This is a genomic window from Neobacillus drentensis, from assembly GCF_036966985.1.
GTDB classification, from domain to species: domain Bacteria; phylum Bacillota; class Bacilli; order Bacillales; family Cytobacillaceae; genus Neobacillus; species Neobacillus drentensis_E.
Genome location: NZ_JBALSN010000032.1, coordinates 1 through 17043 on the forward strand (window position 1 = coordinate 1; position 17043 = coordinate 17043).

17 protein-coding genes and 1 tRNA gene are annotated in these 17043 nt (G+C 40.9%); 1 reads left to right on the forward strand and 17 read right to left on the reverse strand.

All coding sequences use genetic code 11. The features are described 5' to 3' along the window. From rnr to V7659_RS02110, 12 genes are all read right to left on the reverse strand, one after another. Positions 1 to 1779: ribonuclease R (gene rnr, locus V7659_RS02055; RefSeq protein ID WP_335537794.1), on the reverse strand; the 1779-nt coding region annotated here is incomplete at its 3' end. Between the two features lie 26 nt (positions 1780 to 1805). Beyond that, entirely contained in the window at positions 1806 to 2552 is a 747-nt protein-coding gene (locus V7659_RS02060; protein WP_335537796.1) for an alpha/beta hydrolase, read from the reverse strand. A gap of 148 nt (positions 2553 to 2700) precedes the next feature. Then, positions 2701 to 2934 carry a preprotein translocase subunit SecG gene (gene secG / locus V7659_RS02065; protein ID WP_026567803.1) on the reverse strand — a complete coding sequence of 78 codons (234 nt, stop codon included), beginning with the start codon at positions 2932 to 2934 and terminating at the stop codon, positions 2701 to 2703. Positions 2935 to 3087: 153 nt separating this feature from the next. After that, positions 3088 to 4386: a phosphopyruvate hydratase gene (eno, locus tag V7659_RS02070; protein ID WP_335537797.1), complete on the reverse strand. Its 1299-nt coding sequence runs from the start codon at positions 4384 to 4386 to the stop codon at positions 3088 to 3090. A gap of 36 nt (positions 4387 to 4422) precedes the next feature. Further along, positions 4423 to 5955 (reverse strand): 2,3-bisphosphoglycerate-independent phosphoglycerate mutase, encoded by a 1533-nt coding sequence (gene gpmI, locus V7659_RS02075; protein WP_335537799.1) that lies wholly within the window; start codon positions 5953 to 5955, stop codon positions 4423 to 4425. Next, on the reverse strand, positions 5948 to 6709 hold the full coding sequence (tpiA, locus tag V7659_RS02080; RefSeq protein WP_026567800.1) for a triose-phosphate isomerase: 762 nt from the start codon (positions 6707 to 6709) through the stop codon (positions 5948 to 5950). The genes gpmI and tpiA overlap by 8 nt, the downstream gene beginning before the upstream one ends. Before the next feature lie 212 nt (positions 6710 to 6921). Then, positions 6922 to 8106, reverse strand: a complete 1185-nt coding sequence (locus V7659_RS02085; protein ID WP_335537802.1) for a phosphoglycerate kinase — start codon at positions 8104 to 8106, stop codon at positions 6922 to 6924. Between the two features lie 140 nt (positions 8107 to 8246). Beyond that, positions 8247 to 9254 (reverse strand): type I glyceraldehyde-3-phosphate dehydrogenase, encoded by a 1008-nt coding sequence (gene gap / locus V7659_RS02090; protein ID WP_335537804.1) that lies wholly within the window; start codon positions 9252 to 9254, stop codon positions 8247 to 8249. A gap of 52 nt (positions 9255 to 9306) precedes the next feature. Then, positions 9307 to 10329, reverse strand: a complete 1023-nt coding sequence (locus V7659_RS02095) for a sugar-binding transcriptional regulator (RefSeq protein WP_335537805.1) — start codon at positions 10327 to 10329, stop codon at positions 9307 to 9309. 135 nt (positions 10330 to 10464) lie between these two features. After that, positions 10465 to 10722 carry a glutaredoxin family protein gene (locus V7659_RS02100; RefSeq protein WP_335537807.1) on the reverse strand — a complete coding sequence of 86 codons (258 nt, stop codon included), beginning with the start codon at positions 10720 to 10722 and terminating at the stop codon, positions 10465 to 10467. 14 nt (positions 10723 to 10736) lie between these two features. Continuing rightward, the gene (gene rpoN, locus V7659_RS02105; RefSeq protein ID WP_335537809.1) at positions 10737 to 12059 is read right to left on the reverse strand and encodes an RNA polymerase factor sigma-54; all 1323 of its coding nucleotides are present in this window, start codon (positions 12057 to 12059) and stop codon (positions 10737 to 10739) included. Between the two features lie 143 nt (positions 12060 to 12202). Continuing rightward, positions 12203 to 12274: transfer RNA gene (locus V7659_RS02110), tRNA-Arg, on the reverse strand. A 205-nt stretch (positions 12275 to 12479) separates the two neighbouring features. Here V7659_RS02110 and clpP point away from each other — a divergent pair. Continuing rightward, entirely contained in the window at positions 12480 to 13088 is a 609-nt protein-coding gene (gene clpP, locus V7659_RS02115; protein WP_335537811.1) for an ATP-dependent Clp endopeptidase proteolytic subunit ClpP, read from the forward strand. A gap of 92 nt (positions 13089 to 13180) precedes the next feature. Here clpP and V7659_RS02120 read toward each other — a convergent pair whose 3' ends face one another. The 5 genes from V7659_RS02120 to V7659_RS02140 form a co-directional block, all read right to left on the reverse strand. Then, positions 13181 to 13438 carry an HPr family phosphocarrier protein gene (locus tag V7659_RS02120; protein ID WP_335537813.1) on the reverse strand — a complete coding sequence of 86 codons (258 nt, stop codon included), beginning with the start codon at positions 13436 to 13438 and terminating at the stop codon, positions 13181 to 13183. Between the two features lie 115 nt (positions 13439 to 13553). After that, complete coding sequence (gene whiA, locus V7659_RS02125) at positions 13554 to 14504, reverse strand: DNA-binding protein WhiA (protein ID WP_144553996.1); 951 nt, start codon at positions 14502 to 14504, stop codon at positions 13554 to 13556. Positions 14505 to 14564: 60 nt separating this feature from the next. After that, positions 14565 to 15548 carry a gluconeogenesis factor YvcK family protein gene (locus V7659_RS02130; protein ID WP_026567791.1) on the reverse strand — a complete coding sequence of 328 codons (984 nt, stop codon included), beginning with the start codon at positions 15546 to 15548 and terminating at the stop codon, positions 14565 to 14567. Continuing rightward, complete coding sequence (gene rapZ / locus V7659_RS02135) at positions 15545 to 16438, reverse strand: RNase adapter RapZ (RefSeq protein WP_026567790.1); 894 nt, start codon at positions 16436 to 16438, stop codon at positions 15545 to 15547. The genes V7659_RS02130 and rapZ overlap by 4 nt, the downstream gene beginning before the upstream one ends. 19 nt (positions 16439 to 16457) lie before the next feature. Continuing rightward, entirely contained in the window at positions 16458 to 16916 is a 459-nt protein-coding gene (locus tag V7659_RS02140) for an 8-oxo-dGTP diphosphatase (RefSeq protein ID WP_283875827.1), read from the reverse strand. Between the last annotated feature and the right edge of the window lie 127 nt (positions 16917 to 17043).

Below are 17043 nucleotides of genomic sequence, written 5' to 3' on the forward strand. Positions count from 1 at the left end.
AGCATTCCATTTTTCCTGTGTGGTCGAATCCAGCTTTCCTTCGATTAAATAGGTACGAATTAACCGATGCACGATCGTATCGGGATAACGACGGATTGGAGAAGTGAAATGAGTGTAGAACTCGGTTGATAGCCCGAAATGACCAAGACTTTCCGGATCATACTTTGCCTGTTGCATTGACCGCAGCATGACGGTTGAAATCACCATTTCCTCAGGTTTCCCTTGAACTTCTTCAATAATTTCCTGAAGGGCTCGTGGATGCACATCATTTGCGGTACCTTTTACAATATATCCGAAGTTCGTAATGAACTCAAAAAATCTCCGCAGCTTATCTTCTTTTGGCTCCTCGTGAATTCGGTAGATAAAAGGAACTTCCATCCAGTGAAAATGCTCAGCTACTGTTTCGTTTGCTGCAAGCATAAACTCTTCAATTAATCTTTCGGCTACAGACCGCTCGCGAAGAACGACATCGATTGGCTTGCTTTCTTCATCAACGAGTACCTTTGATTCCTTAAAATCAAAGTCGATCGCACCACGCTTCATCCGTTTGTTTCGTAGGATGGCAGCCAATTCTTCCATCATTTCAAACATTGGCACAAGCGGTTCGTACCGGGCACGCGTTTCTTCATCATTTTCAGCTAAAATGAGATTCACATCATGATAGGTCATCCGCTCTGTTGTCTTAATGACTGATTGAAAAATCTCATGCGAAACAACGGCGCCCTCTGAGGTAATCTCCATTTCACAGGATAAAACGAGCCGGTCCACTTTTGGATTTAAAGAGCAGATTCCATTTGATAAACGATGCGGAATCATCGGGATCACGCGGTCAACTAAATAGACACTGGTAGCCCGTTCCTCCGCTTCAAGGTCAATCGGCGTTCCTTCTTTTACATAATAGCTGACGTCCGCAATATGGACACCGAGCTTATAGTTGCCATTTTCAAGCTTTGTAACAGTTACCGCATCATCTAGGTCTTTGGCGTCGGCGCCGTCAATGGTAACAATCGTTTCGTTCCTTAGGTCGCGGCGATTGGCCAATTCACTTTCATCAATGGTGTCAGGCACCTCGTTTGCTTGTCTTAACACTTCATCCGGAAAGGACATTGGTAACCCGTGCTTATGTATGACTGAAAGAATGTCCACACCCGGATCGTTTTTATGGCCGAGAACGGTAATTACTTCACCCTCTGCGCTTTTCCGTCCTTCTGGATAGGTGATTAGCTTAACAACCACTTTATGGCCTTCGACTGCTCCTTTTGAGGCCGCTTTTGGTATAAAAATATCACTAGCAAACTTTTTATCATCTGGAATTACAAAGCCAAAGCTTTTGCTTTCCACATAGGTTCCGACAATTTGCTGCACTCCGCGTTCAATAATGCGGATAATGCTTCCCTCTCGTCGCTGTCCAGTGCTTTCAGACGAAACACGTGCTAAGACTATATCCCCATGCATCGCGGTGTTTGTTTCATTTGGCGGAATGAAAATATCATCCATTCCCGGTTCATCTGGCGCGACAAAGGCAAACCCCTTTGCATGACCGATCAGCTTTCCGCGAATTAAGTTCATTTTCTCCGGGAGTCCGTAGCGGTTACTGCGCGTTCTCACCACTAGGCCCTTTTCTTCCATTTGCACCAGTGCTTTTACAAATTCCTTAAAGTCACTTGAGTCCTGGATACCAAATGCTGTTTCTAGTTCTTGAACGGTTAATGGCTTGTACGCCTCATCCTTCATGTATTGTAATACCTTGTCTATATGCTTTTGTATATTATCTTCCAAACTAATCCTCCTTTGTAGTTTCCGAGTTAATCGTGCCAGTCCAGCTTTTCTAAAAAGCTATAAACATCCTCATGTAATTGCTCCCGCTCCTTGTCGAGTGTGATGACGTGACCGGATTCTTCGTACCATTTCAATTCCTTTACAACTGACTCGATTTCATTATAAATAATGTTTGCACTTTCGGTGTTAATCATTTTGTCATGACGTGCCTGAACGACAAATGTGGGTGCATATATCATATCCACATTATCACGCACATCTGCGATCAATGCCTGCAAGGCCTTTAATGTTTTCATTGGTGTTTTCTTAAACTCGTTCATTTCCATTTCGATTTGCTCGTTTGATTTTCCTTCACGATTTTTAAATTCACGAGCATATTCAAGAATTCCTTCGTACATGACCTCTTCGCTTTTTATATGCATCGGCGCACACATCGGTATAATCGCTTTTATAGGTACAGTGTATCCCAATTTCAACGAAAATACGCCACCAAGTGATAATCCTGCCACGGCAATTTCAGCGTGGCCTTTCTTTTTCAAAAATTCATAACCATTGATGACATCCTGCCACCAATCTTCAGGACCCGTATGAACCAGCTCTTCAGGCGGTACTCCGTGGCCTTTGTAGTGCGGGGCATGGCAGGTATAGCCTTTTTTTTCTAAAAAACGCCCCAGCATCCGGACATCGGCTGAGTTTCCGGTAAAGCCATGTAAAAGAAGTACAGCCCTTTTTCCTCCTTCGAATGTAAATGGCTTCGGTATAGTTACTTTCATGATAAAAAAACTCCCTTAATTTCAATTCACTTTAGTTTAGTTTTAGCAAAGCAATGGTGAACATTCCAGAAATATGGCTTACGCTTCTGATAATAATTTTTTCAACAAACAAAAAACCCGGTCACTCGGACCAGGTTTGTGTTAATGATTAAATTTTAAAGTAAGTCACTGCAATAGCAAGCAAGATAAACAAGATTGCTAAAACAACCGTAATACGATGAAGAATCAAGTCAAGTCCGCGTGCTTTTTGTTTACCAAATAAAGATTCTGCACCACCAGAAATGGCACCAGATAATCCAGCACTTTTACCAGATTGAAGTAAAACAACACCAATAAGTCCAATGCTTACGATTACTAATAAAATTACTAAAAATGTATGCATAAAGGCCACCTCCTGTTAGTCGCACAATTCACAGTATATTAAATTTATCATATTTTGTCGCTTTAGACAATAGAAGTTATTATGACAACCGGAGTTTGTATAAATTAAAAAAGACACACATCCGAAAATGTGCGCCTTCTTTTATCATTAAAATTATTTGCTTAAGTTGTAGAATGTTTTCTTACCTAGGTATTGAGCTGTTTCACCTAATTGATCTTCGATACGAAGCAATTGGTTGTATTTTGCGACACGGTCTGTACGAGATGGTGCACCAGTTTTGATTTGACCAGCGTTTGTTGCAACAGCAATGTCAGCAATGGTATTGTCTTCTGTTTCACCAGAGCGGTGAGAGATCACAGCTGTGTAACCAGCGCGTTTTGCCATTTCAATTGCATCAAATGTTTCAGTAAGCGTACCGATTTGGTTTACTTTGATAAGGATGGAATTTCCGATTCCTTTTTCAATACCTTCAGCAAGTTTGCGAGTATTAGTAACGAATAAATCATCACCAACTAATTGAACTTTTTTGCCAAGGCGTTCTGTTAAAAGCTTGTGACCTTCCCAGTCATTTTCATCTAAACCGTCTTCAATTGAGATGATTGGGTATTTAGAAGAAAGTTCTTCGTACCAGTCAACCATTTCTGCAGATGTCTTCACAACGCCTTCACCAGCAAGATGGTATTTACCGTCTTCTTTGTTGTAGAACTCAGAAGATGCAGCATCCATTGCAAGCATAACTTCTTCACCTGGCTTGTAACCAGCTTTTTCGATTGCTTCAACAATCGTTTGAAGAGCTTCTTCGTTTGATCCTAAGTTTGGAGCAAAACCACCTTCATCACCAACTGCAGTGTTAAGGCCTTTGCCTTTAAGAACAGACTTTAATGTATGGAAAATTTCTGCACCCATACGAAGCGCTTCTTTGAAGTTTGGAGCGCCAACAGGCATAATCATGAATTCTTGAATATCCACGTTGTTATCCGCATGTTCCCCGCCGTTAACGATGTTCATCATTGGAACTGGAAGTTGCTTAGAGTTAAAACCTCCAAGGTATTGGTATAAAGGAATATCTAAGTAGTTTGCTGCCGCATGAGCCACCGCCATTGATACGCCTAGGATTGCGTTTGCACCTAGTTTTCCTTTGTTATCTGTTCCATCTAGTTCGATTAAAGCTTGGTCAACAGACACTTGATCTAAAACGCTGAATTCTTCACCAACAAGATGTGGTGCGATAATTTCGTTTACGTTGTCGACAGCTTTTTGAACACCTTTTCCAAGGTAACGTTCTTTGTCACCGTCACGTAGTTCAACTGCTTCATATTCACCAGTAGAAGCACCACTTGGAACCATAGCGCGTCCAAAGGCACCTGATTCTGTAAATACTTCAACTTCAACAGTAGGGTTACCGCGGGAATCTAATACTTCGCGAGCGTATACGTCTGCAATAAATGGCATGATAAAATCTCTCCTTAAATTAAATGATTTATTAGTTTACTTTAATAATGATGTACCAGTCATTTCAGCTGGTTTTTCAACACCTAATAAGTCTAACATAGTTGGCGCTAAATCCCCAAGAATTCCTCCGTCACGGAGCTGAATTCCTTGTTTTGTCACAATTACCGGCACTGGGTTCGTTGTATGTGCCGTCATTGGTTCGCCTTCTAGTGTAATTACTTCATCGGCATTTCCATGGTCAGCGGTAATAATGACAGAACCGCCTTTTTCTAAAATTAAATCAACGATTTTTCCTAAGCATTCATCGACTGTCTCAATCGCTTTAATGGTAGGCTCAAGCATACCTGAATGCCCGACCATATCAGGGTTCGCGAAATTCAGTAAAATGGCATCAAATTTATCTGCTTGAATTTCTTTTAAAAGTGCATCCGTTACTTCGTAAGCACTCATTTCAGGCTGAAGATCATACGTTGCCACTTTTGGAGAGTTGATTAAGATTCGCTCTTCGCCTGGGAACTTCTCTTCACGGCCACCACTCATAAAGAATGTGACATGTGGATATTTTTCTGTTTCAGCAATTCTTAATTGCTTCAAATTGTTTTGGGATAAGACTTCACCAATGGTGTTATCTAAGTTCGTTGGTTTAAAAGCAACATATCCATCAACCGATTCGCTGAAATGAGTTAAGCAGACGAAGAACAGATCCTTCGGATGCTTTGGCCCGCGGTCAAAGGAACGGAAATCATCGTTCGTAAATGTATTCGAAATCTGAATGGCACGGTCAGGACGGAAGTTGTAGAAAATAACTGCATCATTGTCCTGAATTGTGGCAACAGGCTGCCCATCTTCTTTTGTTATGACGGACGGGATTACGAATTCATCGAAGATTCCATGAGAATAAGAATCTTCCACAACTTCTAAAGGATTCGTGTATGTAGGGCCCTCGCCATAAACCATCGAACGGTATGATTTTTCGACACGCTCCCACCGCTTATCACGGTCCATTGAGTAGTATCTCCCTGAAATCGTTGCAAATTCACCTACACCGTATTCCTTCATTTTGTCCAATGTCTCTTGGATGTATTTCTTCGCTGTTTTCGGACCAACATCACGGCCGTCAAGGAAGGCATGTACATAGACCTTTTCCACGCCTTCTTCTTTTGCCAGTTTCAGCAAGGCAAACATATGTTGAATATGGCTGTGGACACCGCCATCTGACAATAATCCGAATAAATGAAGGGCTGTGCCATTTTTCTTGACGTGCTCCATCGCTCCTGTAAAGGTTTCATTTTTTTCAAATTCACCTTCACGAATCGCAATGTTTACGCGAGTTAAACTTTGGTACACGATACGTCCTGCACCAATGTTTAAGTGTCCTACTTCAGAGTTACCCATTTGTCCTTCAGGAAGACCCACAGCCTCCCCAGACGCTGTTAAATGAGAATGTGGATACTCGCTCCAAAAACGATCAAAATTAGGTTTTTTTGACTGGGCAACCGCATTCCCTTTTGTTTCGCCCCTGCATCCAAAACCATCAAGGATGATTAGAGCAACGGGAGATTTACTCATAGCTGCCTGCCTCCAATAGTTGTAAAAAGGATTGTGCTTCAAGGCTTGCTCCGCCTACTAATGCACCATCAATATCTGGTTGTGCCATGTATTCTTTAATATTTTCTGGTTTCACACTGCCGCCATACTGAATTCTTACCGCATCGGCAACGTCTTGCGAGAATTGTTGTGCAACAACTTGACGGATATGCGCACACACTTCGTTCGCATCGGCTGAAGTAGAAGATTTACCTGTACCAATCGCCCAAATTGGCTCATAAGCGATGACGGTTTGTTTTACTTGTTCAGCTGATAGACCTTGAAGGGCTTTTGCCACTTGATCGCCAACTAATTGATTGGTTTCTCCATTTTCACGCTGCTCTAATGTTTCACCGCAGCATACGATTGGAGTTAAGTTGTATTTGAAGGCTGCTAGAGCTTTTTTGTTCACTGTTTCATCTGTTTCATTGAACATTTCACGGCGTTCTGAGTGTCCGATGATTACATATTGAACGGCAAGGTCAGCCAGAGCTTTCGGGCTGATTTCGCCTGTAAATGCTCCGCTTTCTTCAAAGTGCATGTTTTGAGCACCGATTTTGACATTCGTTCCTTCAGTTACTTCGACAAGGCTTTGTAAAAATAATGCTGGTGCACAGATTACAGAGTCCATTTTTTCTGGGGCAGGTACTAGTCCTTTTACTTCTTCTGCAAAGCTTTTTGCTTCAGAAAGTGTTTTGTTCATTTTCCAGTTTCCTGCAATAATTGGTTTACGCATACTGGCACATCCTTTCAAAATTAAAGCGCAAGCGTCCGTTTAGCGGCGTATGGACTGGAGCGCTTCGACCGAGATAAAGGAAACACGGAGAGCGAAGCGATCCGATGTTGACTTATCGTAGGGAGAAGAGCGAAGTCCACTAGCCGCTGGACGCTGGAGCTAGATAGCTTTCTAAGTTCAATAACCTATACTTTCTATTATTCAAAAGTAAATTATTTATCGTTCAATGCAACTACACCTGGGAGTGCTTTGCCTTCCATAAATTCGAGGGAAGCGCCGCCTCCTGTAGAGATGTGGCTCATTTTATCTGCTAAATTGAATTTTTCAACGGCTGCTGCAGAGTCTCCGCCGCCAATGACTGAATATGTACCTTCTGCTTCAGCAAGTGCTTCTGCAACTGCTTTTGTTCCGCCGGCAAATTTATCAATTTCAAATACACCCATTGGTCCATTCCAAATCACTAGTTTTGATTTTTGAATAACATCACGGTAGATCTCTGCTGTTTTTGGTCCAATATCAAGTGCTTCCCAATCGGACGGAATTTCTTCAATTGCAACTACTTTGGTATTAGCATCAGCAGAGAAATCATCAGCAACCACAGCGTCTACAGGCATATAGAAATTAACACCCTTTGCCTTTGCTTTTTCAATAAATGATTTTGCTAAATCAATTTTGTCAGCTTCAAGCAATGATTTTCCAACTTCGTGGCCTTGTGCTTTCACGAAAGTATAAGCAAGTCCGCCGCCAATAATTAAGTTATCAACTAATTCTAGCAGATTTTCAATAACACCAATCTTGTCCTTTACCTTCGCTCCACCGATAATCGCAGTAAACGGGCGTTCTGGATTAGAAAGTGCCTTACCAAGTACATCTAATTCTTTTTCCATTAATAGTCCAGAAACCGCTGGTAAAAGATGCGCAATACCTTCAGTTGATGCATGAGCACGGTGCGCTGCACCAAAGGCATCATTTACATAAACATCTGCTAATTCAGCAAAAGATTTTGCCAACTCTGGATCGTTCATTTCTTCGCCAGGATAGAAACGAACATTTTCAAGAAGCAGAACATCGCCTTCGGTCATCGTTTCAATCAATGCTTTCACAGAATCACCATACGCTTCATCTGCCTTCTTCACGTCTTTACCAAGCAGTTCAGATAATCTGACACCGACTGGAGTTAAGCGCATTTCTTCGACTACTTTCCCTTTTGGACGGCCGAAGTGGCTCGCTAGAATAACTTTAGCCCCTTGATCAACTAAGTATTGAATCGTTGGAAGTGCTGCACGAATCCGCGTTTCATCGGTAATTTTTCCATCCTGCATCGGAACATTAAAATCAACTCGGCAAAATACGCGTTTCCCTTTTACATCGACATCTTTGAGCGTTTTCTTATTCATAAGGACCTCCTAGAGTATTGAAAATTCAGCATAAAATCAGTAAAAAGGGGAGGGGGGCATATACTCCCCGCTCCCCTTTGGAAAACCTTTGTATGATTAACTTCTTATGATTGAAAACCAATCATCGTCCGTCCGATATATTAAAGTCCTTTTTGTGCAAGGTAGTCACAAAGGTCAACAACGCGGTTAGAGTAACCAACTTCGTTATCGTACCAAGATAATACCTTAACCATGTTGCCTTCAAGAACCATTGTTGATAATGCATCAATTGTTGAAGATACAGTAGCACCGTTGTAATCAGTAGAAACTAATGGAAGGTCGCTGTATGCTAAAATGCCTTTTAATGGGCCTTCAGCAGCAGTTTTTAATGCAGCATTTACTTCATCAGCTGTTACATCTCTTTCTAATTCTGCTACTAAGTCAACAACAGATACGTTTGGAGTTGGTACGCGCATAGCCATACCGTTTAATTTACCTTTAAGTTCAGGTAAAACAAGAGCAACGGCCTTTGCAGCACCAGTTGAAGTAGGGATCATGTTTTCAGCAGCTGCACGCGCACGACGGTAGTCCTTGTGTGGCAAGTCAAGGATTTGTTGGTCATTCGTGTACGAGTGAACAGTTGTCATCATACCGCGTCTGATTCCAAATGTATCATTCAATACTTTTGCAAACGGAGCAAGACAGTTAGTAGTACAAGAAGCATTAGAAATAACATGGTGGTTATTGGCATCATATTTGTCTTCGTTAACACCCATAACGATTGTGATATCTTCGTTATCTGCTGGTGCAGAGATGATTACTTTTTTAGCTCCTGCTTCAAGATGTTTCGCAGCATCTTCACGCTTTGTGAAACGGCCAGTAGATTCAACCACTACGTCAACACCAAGACCGCCCCAACCTAGTTGTGCAGGATCACGCTCAGCGATAACTTTTACTTTATGTCCGCCTACTACTAAGTATTCACCATCAACAGTTACGTCTTCTGCAAGAGTTCCGTGAACAGTGTCATATTTTAAAAGATGTGCAAGCATGTTTGCATCAGTTAAATCATTAATCGCAACGATCTCAACATTGCTATTGTTTAATGCCGCACGAAATACGTTACGACCTATACGTCCAAATCCGTTAATACCAACTTTTACTGACATAATAAATTTCCTCCTTTAATTGGGTAAGGATGTTTTTTATTTTAAAAAGGATTTACCCTTTTAATAACTTTCTTGCTGCACCCTCATCTGTGATTAAAATAGTTGATTCCGGTGCTTGTTTTAAGTATGCTTTGATGGCCTTCGCCTTCGAGCCCCCGCCGGCAACAGCGATGACATTCGGAATATGGACTAAATCTTCTAACTGCAAGCCAATCGTTAATACCTTATGAACGATTTCACCTTGTTCGTTAAAATAATAGCCAAATGCTTCACCCACAGCTTGTTGATTTTCTAGCTTTTGCAAAACATCTGGGTTCGTTTTGCGCCGCTCAGCCATTGTGATAGCATCCCCAATCCCATGAAGAACCATGCTTGCTGATTTAATTAGTTTTAAAACGTCATGAATGTCAGGTTCTTTGATGAGTGATTCATAAATTTCGGTACTAACTTGGTCAGGTACATAAAACACTCGATGTTTCGTATGGGTGTTTTTTGACATAATCGAGCAAATTGTGTTTGCTTGATTTTGAACATCCTCACCTACTCCGCCTCTTGCTGGGACAAATAGTAGTTCTTTCTGGGTATGCTCGGGTGAAAGTCTTTCTGCGACAGCAGCCATCGTTGAACCGCCAGTAACAGCAATGATATTTTTTCCGCTGAGCAACTTTTTCATGCACACTGCACATGCCTTGCCAAGTTCACCTTTTACCATTGGCGATTCATCACTATCGCCCGGCACAATGATCACTTTTTTAATACCGAGTCGGTGCTTTAATTCCAACTCCATCACATCAATACCTTTTAATTCACGCATAAAGCCTTCTAAGTCTTCTAGCAAATTTTTCCCTTCAGGCGTTAAACTCATTCCCACAATATTTGTGTAAATTAAATTTTGCTCCCTTAAGAATTCTACTTCGCCTCGAAGGACTCTTTCCGTATATCCCAGGCTAACCGCTAAACTCCTTCTTCCTACCGGCTGCATAAAACCTATATCCCTTAGGATAGAATATCTCTTTTGAAGGACTTGAAGGAGATCAGGTAATAGTCTTTTCTGGATATCGATTAATGACTGCATGAATCTCATGCTCCTTTATTATATGTAGTTGGTCTCAAAATGTCCACCATAGACATATTATGTCCCACTACATCCAAAAAAAATAACCCCTGCTACGTTTTTTATTGTAACAGGAGTGAAAACCTATTTCAACTGTTAAGATTGGCTTTTTTTTTCATGCAAACGGTTACTTATGTCAAATTTGTTAATGACACCAAAACCTGCCTCTACTCCATCAATATGAACGACAGGAATCATTAAACCGTATTGTTCAGTTAATTCATCACTGGATTCAATATCAATTTCTTCTAAAGCGAAATCCCATTCTTTGCTTAGTTCGTGCAGTGTGGACTTAGCTTTCTCACAAAGCGGGCAGCTTTTTCTAGTGTAAAACGTGATTATTGTTTGCTCCATCAATTGGTTTCCTTTCAATCAAACCTTTTTCTTTTTGCAGAAGAAGGAATCCCCATTTGATCCCGGTACTTAGCGACGGTTCTTCGTGAAACCACCATACCTTCCTCTGTTTTTAATTGTTCCACAATATCTTGGTCCGAAAGAGGTTTTTGTTTATTCTCATTTTCTATTAACGTGGAGATCTTCTTCTTCACTTGTGTGGATGAGGTATTTTCATCGTCCGACACGGTTTGAATCGTACTTGTAAAAAACGATTTTAGCGGGAAGGTCCCGTATGGTGTTTGCACATATTTTTCTCGAACTGCTCGGCTAACGGTAGATTCATGGATATTCAATTCTCCGGCAATTTCCTTCATCGTCATCGGTACCAAATTGTTTGATCCTTTTTGAAAAAATGTTTCCTGCTTTTCAATTATCTTCGCAATTACCTTAGTTAGTGTCTCTTTCCGTTGCTCAATACTTTTTTGAATCCAATTATAATCTTGTAGTTTATCCTGCAGGAAGCGGCTTACCTGTTGGTCCTGGTCTTTGAATTTATGATAATACTGCTCATTTAGGCTAATCCTTGGCAGCGATTCATCCGACATCCTGACAGTTAGACCCTCGCCCGATTGCTCCACGATGGCATCTGGAATAATATATGTGGTGGTTTCTTTTCCGAGAATGGTTCCCGGCTTTGGGTTCAAGGATTGAATTTGGTCGAAAATATCTTGGATCTCTTTAAGTGTTACCTTTAATTCTTTTGCGATGGGCTTCCACTTTTTTTCTGCGAACGGAATAAAATATTCAGAGATAATCTTTTGAGCTAATTCATTATTTGGGTCTAGATAATAGATTTGCATCAATAGGCACTCTTGCAGGTTTCTTGCACCAATCCCCGCCGGCTCCAGTGTTTGAATGATGGCCAAACATTCCTCGACGACATCTTCCATTACTCTTAGCTTTTTGGCGATTTCGTTAAGGTTGCCCGTAAAGTAACCGTTTTCATCGAGATTCTGAATTAGATGGCGAATAACAGTTAATTGTTCCGCTGATAAGTTCGTTATTTTCAATTGTGATAATAGATACTCTTCAAGCGAAAAGGGTTTATCGGCAATTTGCTCAATCCAGTCCTTTTCCACCTTTTGGTTTTTCCGGCGATTGCGGTCAATGAGTGGATTCATTGGCTTAATATTGCTATGTTCAACCTGCAATAGGGGATTTTCAAGTGCCTTATCGTCTAAAAAAGCAGTTAACTCTTGGGCAGAGTACTGCAACAATGCAATGGCCTGAGATAACTCCTGCGTCATTGCCAATTTTAATGTCTGCTGTTGCCATAAACCAGCCTTTAAGTTCATTCTTATCCCCCCTGTTTTCTATTTTACACGATAGAAGGAAATTCGGGAATGAAAAATGATAAACTAGGAGGTTTAGTGACTTATTAAACTGAATTTTCCCAATAAAAAACCCCCTGTTTACAGTAAACAGGGGGCTTTGGTTATGCGCTCGGCAGGAATCGAACCTGCATTTCAAGCTTCGGAGGCTTGCGTGCTATCCGTTGCACCACGAGCGCTAAATTGTAGCGACTTACATATTATATGCCAGTTTCCCGCACATTGCAAGTAAAGATTCAGTTTAAAATTCTTAAAAATGGATAAGATGGATTAGGGAAAGTTGTCGAACATTTTTATAGTCAAATTGTTTGACCTTTATTGACCATCAGTGTATGATAACAATACATATTACTATTACCTTTTACAATCAAAGGAGGAAGAAAAATGAATTTAATCCCTACAGTTATTGAACAAACAAACCGGGGCGAGCGTGCTTATGACATTTACTCTCGTTTGTTAAAAGACCGGATTATTATGCTGGGAAGCGCCATTGATGACCATGTAGCTAACAGCATTGTAGCACAATTATTATTCCTTGAAGCGGATAACCCTGAAAAAGATATTTCTTTATATATCAACAGCCCTGGCGGCAGCATCACAGCTGGTATGGCGATTTATGATACGATGCAATTCATTAAACCAAAGGTTCAAACGATTTGTATCGGTATGGCAGCATCCATGGGTGCATTCTTACTTGCAGCTGGTGAAAAAGGTAAGCGTTATGCCCTTCCAAATGCGGAGGTTATGATTCACCAACCACTAGGCGGTGCTCAAGGACAAGCAACTGAAATCGAGATTGCAGCAAAACGGATCCTCTTCCTTCGTGAAAAATTAAATGGAATTTTATCTGAACGGACTGGCCAGCCACTTGAAGTAATAGCCAAAGATACTGACCGCGACAACTTCATGACTGCTGAACGTGCAAAAGAATATGGTTTAATCGACCATATCATTACACGTAACCTAATTGATGATGAAAAGAAAAATAAATAAGTAACATGGAAGCAATCGGTATCGACCGGTTGCTTTTTTATTCTTTCAAAAAATAAATAGGCCGGTTCCAAATGGACCCGGCCGCAAATATATTACTGTTCTTTTTGAATAAAATCAGCCAATGCTTCAATCGCGGATACTTCATCGTCTCCATCTGCCACAATATCAATAATGACACCAGAGCCAACCGCAAGGCTCATTAAGCCCATAATGCTTTTCGCATTGACTTTCTTTCCATCTTTCTCAAGAAAAATATCCGCAGAGAACCGATTTGCTTCTTGGACAAAAAGAGCTGCGGGGCGTGCTTGAAGACCTGTTTTTAATTTTACTTCTACTTGTTTCACTAACATTATACAATTCCTCCTCATGTTTATTGTTTATCGTCTATATTTCTTGGAGCTTGTTCACAAAATTTACTACGAGCACATGTTATGGCTTTCACATGATTACCTATTCAAAAAATTTCTATTCTTTTACCATCATATCCCCTGAACGAAGCCTTTCAGCAATTGCATCAATTTTTCTCAAACGATGATTTATTCCAGATTTACTGATCGCACCACCAGAAACCATTTCACCCAATTCCTTAAGTGTCACATCCGTATAGTTTAAGCGGAGCTCTGCAATTTCTCTTAATTTCTCAGGTAAAATTTGCAAACCGACCGTTTGATTGATGTAGCGGATATTCTCTACCTGCCGAATCGACGCACCAATCGTTTTATTAAGATTGGCTGTCTCACAGTTTACAAGTCGATTGACTGAATTGCGCATATCACGAACAATTCGAACATCCTCGAAGCGAAGAAGAGCGTTGTGGGCACCAACAATATTTAAAAACTCGGTTATTTTCTCTGCTTCTTTTAAGTAGGTAATGTAACCTTTCTTGCGTTCAAGTGTTTTACTATTTAGCCCAAATGTATTCATCAATTCGCATAAAGAATCATTGTGTTCTTTATAGAGCGAAGCAATTTCTAAATGATAAGAAGATGTTTCAGGATTATTGACGGATCCGCCAGCTAAAAATGCACCGCGGAGATAAGAACGCTTACAACATTTCTTCTTTACAAGTTCTGGTGAAATATCGTGAATGATCGTAAAACCTTCACCGATAATTTTTGTATCCTCGAGAATTTCCTTTGCTTGCTGGGATAAACGGACAATATAGACATTGTTTTTTTTCAAACGCATCTTTTTCCGAACAAGCAGCTCGACTTGGACATCATAACTCTTTTTTATTAATGTATAAATTCTTCTGGCAATCGCAGCATTTTCGGTTTGAATATCAACAACTAACTTACGATTTGAGAATGAAAGGGAACCATTCATCCGAATAAGAGCTGATAGCTCTGCCTGAATGCAGCACGTTTTCACTTCTAAGTTAGTTAATTCTTTTTTCGTTTCCGAAGCGAAAGACATCCCTTTCCCCTCCATACTAAAAACACACTAGTTTCATGCGTTTTTTAATAACTACTATTATTACGTTTCATAACGCTTTTTAGTTTCAACTAAAAGCAAATTATATAATATTTTTGCCACTTTTTTAGGGTCATGACGTAATGCGCCATTTTCTTGATAGGCAATATCCGCATGAACCACTTCGAGCCCTAATTCAAATAGGCGCGGCAAATCGTAAACAACAGGGTCTGCCAACTCTTCATTATAACGGAGTTGGATGTCCTGTGGAATTTCTTCATTGTTAACAAGTATGGTATTGATAAACGCACAGCTCATGTGATCATATAAGGCTTTTACATGGTCGCTTGCTGAAAAGCCATGCGTTTCCCCCGCCTGGGTCATTAAATTACAGATATAGACCTTTTTGGCGTGTGAACGGCACAACTCATCCCCGATTTTTGGAACCAGCAAATTAGGCAGAATGCTCGTATATAAACTCCCTGGCCCAATGATAATTAAATCGGCTTGACGAATCGCTTGAATGGTCTCTGGTAAAGGACGAATATTCTCCGGCGTCATAAATACCTTTTTAATTCTTTTACCTGAGTAGGGAATTTTCGATTCCCCTGAGACAATCGTCCCGTCTTCCATCTCAGCATGGAGGACAACACTTTGATTGGCTGCAGGCAGGACTTTGCCGTGAACATTTAGAATTTTACTCATTTCCTGAATGGCATGAACAAAATTACCCGTAATCGAGGTCATCGCCGCCAAGATTAAATTACCAAGCGAATGTCCGGAAAGTTCATTCGACGTTTTGAATCGATGCTGAAACATTTCCTCTACGAGCGGTTCCACATCCGATAATGACGCTAACACATTGCGGATGTCGCCTGGAGGAGGAATATGCAAATCCTCACGCAAACGTCCTGAGCTGCCGCCGTCATCCGCGACGGTCACAATGGCGGTAATATCGACAGGATACTGTTTTAATCCACGCAATAAAACTGGCAATCCTGTTCCTCCGCCAATGACGACAATTCGTGGCTGTCCGTAAATGCTCATGTAGTTTTTTCCTTTCTCCTCTCAATGTCACGATGAGAAATACATGTCTTGTAGTCCTTTTCGAAAAATTTACCAAGATACTCGGCTAGTGTTACCGAACGATGCTGACCCCCTGTACAGCCAATTGCAATGACTAGCTGCGCTTTCCCTTCCCGCTTATAGTGCGGAAGCATGAAGGAGAGCAGGTCGGTTACTTTTTCTAAGAACTTATGCGTTTCATTCCATTTTAATACATAGCCGGATACGTCTTCATCTAAACCTGTTTTAGGTCTCATATGCTCGATATAATGGGGATTAGGCAAGAAGCGCACATCAAACACTAGATCCGCATCAATAGGAATTCCATACTTAAAGCCAAATGACATGACATTGACAGTGAAGATTGATTGTTTATTCGCGGTAAATTCCGTTAATATTTTCTCACGAAGTTCCCTCGGTTTCATCTGGGAAGTATTGTAAATCACCTGAGCCCTGCCTTTTAGTTCTTCAAGAAGTTCGCGCTCAAGCGTTATTCCTTCTAGCGGCAGACCTGTCTGTGCGAGTGGATGTGACCGCCTTGTTTCCTTATATCTGCGCACTAATGTGGAATCATCTGCATCTAAAAATAAGATCCTCGGAGCTACCCAGGATGTTTCTGCCAGCTCATCTAATGCTTTAAAGAGATGATCAAAGAATTCTCTGCCCCGCAGGTCCATCACGAGAGCAACTTTATTCATCTTATTCCCGGATTCCTTCATAAGTTCGAGGAATTTTGGAAGCAGCGTCGGAGGCAAATTATCAACACAGAAGAAGCCTAAGTCTTCAAAACTTTGAATAGCTACAGTTTTTCCTGCACCAGACATCCCTGTAATAATGACCATTTGTATGTCATTTACTGCACCGGTACTCATGATTTATTCCCCCTATAAATTAGCTTGGATCTAATCGGTAACTGATTAGTTGAAAGTCTTTGGTATAAGTAAAAGTACCGTATATAATTCCTTTTCCATGAATCATATAATCAAGAATATGATAATCGCCAGCGGCCATTGGCAAATTTTTCAATTGGTTAATCATTTGCCATTCCAACTTACCTTCCTCGGATTCGTCTAAATCGACCCCATCCGAATCAGTGGCTACAAATGTAAACATCATCCACTCCGAAAGCAATTGGTCATTTTCTTTCATAATCATTGTAAAAATCCCTTTTAATTGAGGATTTTTTAAATAGATTCCCGTTTCCTCACGGTATTCCCTGATGCAAGAATCCCGGACAGATTCGCCCGGCTCCATTTTCCCGCCAGGAGCCACCCACCAGCCGCGGCGTGGCTTTTGCAGCAGCAATATTTTTCCATCTCTAATCAATACACAATTGGTGACTCGTTGCACAGCATTCACCCTCTTTTACACAGCATCTGCCATTTAACAACTTTCCCTAGAAGCTTGGTCTTTTTCTATACAAGCTCTCTTGAGGCATGGCTATATTTCCTACTATAACTTTAAATTCATTCTTATT

Bases quoted from the DNA above. Each gene is read 5' to 3' on its own strand.
- V7659_RS02120 (WP_335537813.1), bottom strand. From the start codon at position 13,438: ATGTTAGTGAAACAAGTAGAAGTAAAATTAAAAACAGGTCTTCAAGCA.
- V7659_RS02100 (WP_335537807.1), bottom strand. From the start codon at position 10,722: ATGGAGCAAACAATAATCACGTTTTACACTAGAAAAAGCTGCCCGCTT.
- clpP (WP_335537811.1), top strand. From the start codon at position 12,480: ATGAATTTAATCCCTACAGTTATTGAACAAACAAACCGGGGCGAGCGT.
- V7659_RS02095 (WP_335537805.1), bottom strand. From the start codon at position 10,329: ATGCAGTCATTAATCGATATCCAGAAAAGACTATTACCTGATCTCCTT.
- V7659_RS02130 (WP_026567791.1), bottom strand. From the start codon at position 15,548: ATGAGCATTTACGGACAGCCACGAATTGTCGTCATTGGCGGAGGAACA.
- tpiA (WP_026567800.1), bottom strand. From the start codon at position 6,709: ATGCGTAAACCAATTATTGCAGGAAACTGGAAAATGAACAAAACACTT.
- whiA (WP_144553996.1), bottom strand. From the start codon at position 14,504: ATGTCTTTCGCTTCGGAAACGAAAAAAGAATTAACTAACTTAGAAGTG.
- eno (WP_335537797.1), bottom strand. From the start codon at position 4,386: ATGCCATTTATTGCAGACGTATACGCTCGCGAAGTATTAGATTCCCGC.
- gap (WP_335537804.1), bottom strand. From the start codon at position 9,254: ATGTCAGTAAAAGTTGGTATTAACGGATTTGGACGTATAGGTCGTAAC.
- gpmI (WP_335537799.1), bottom strand. From the start codon at position 5,955: ATGAGTAAATCTCCCGTTGCTCTAATCATCCTTGATGGTTTTGGATGC.
- secG (WP_026567803.1), bottom strand. From the start codon at position 2,934: ATGCATACATTTTTAGTAATTTTATTAGTAATCGTAAGCATTGGACTT.
- rpoN (WP_335537809.1), bottom strand. From the start codon at position 12,059: ATGAACTTAAAGGCTGGTTTATGGCAACAGCAGACATTAAAATTGGCA.
- V7659_RS02060 (WP_335537796.1), bottom strand. From the start codon at position 2,552: ATGAAAGTAACTATACCGAAGCCATTTACATTCGAAGGAGGAAAAAGG.
- V7659_RS02085 (WP_335537802.1), bottom strand. From the start codon at position 8,106: ATGAATAAGAAAACGCTCAAAGATGTCGATGTAAAAGGGAAACGCGTA.
- rapZ (WP_026567790.1), bottom strand. From the start codon at position 16,438: ATGAGTACCGGTGCAGTAAATGACATACAAATGGTCATTATTACAGGG.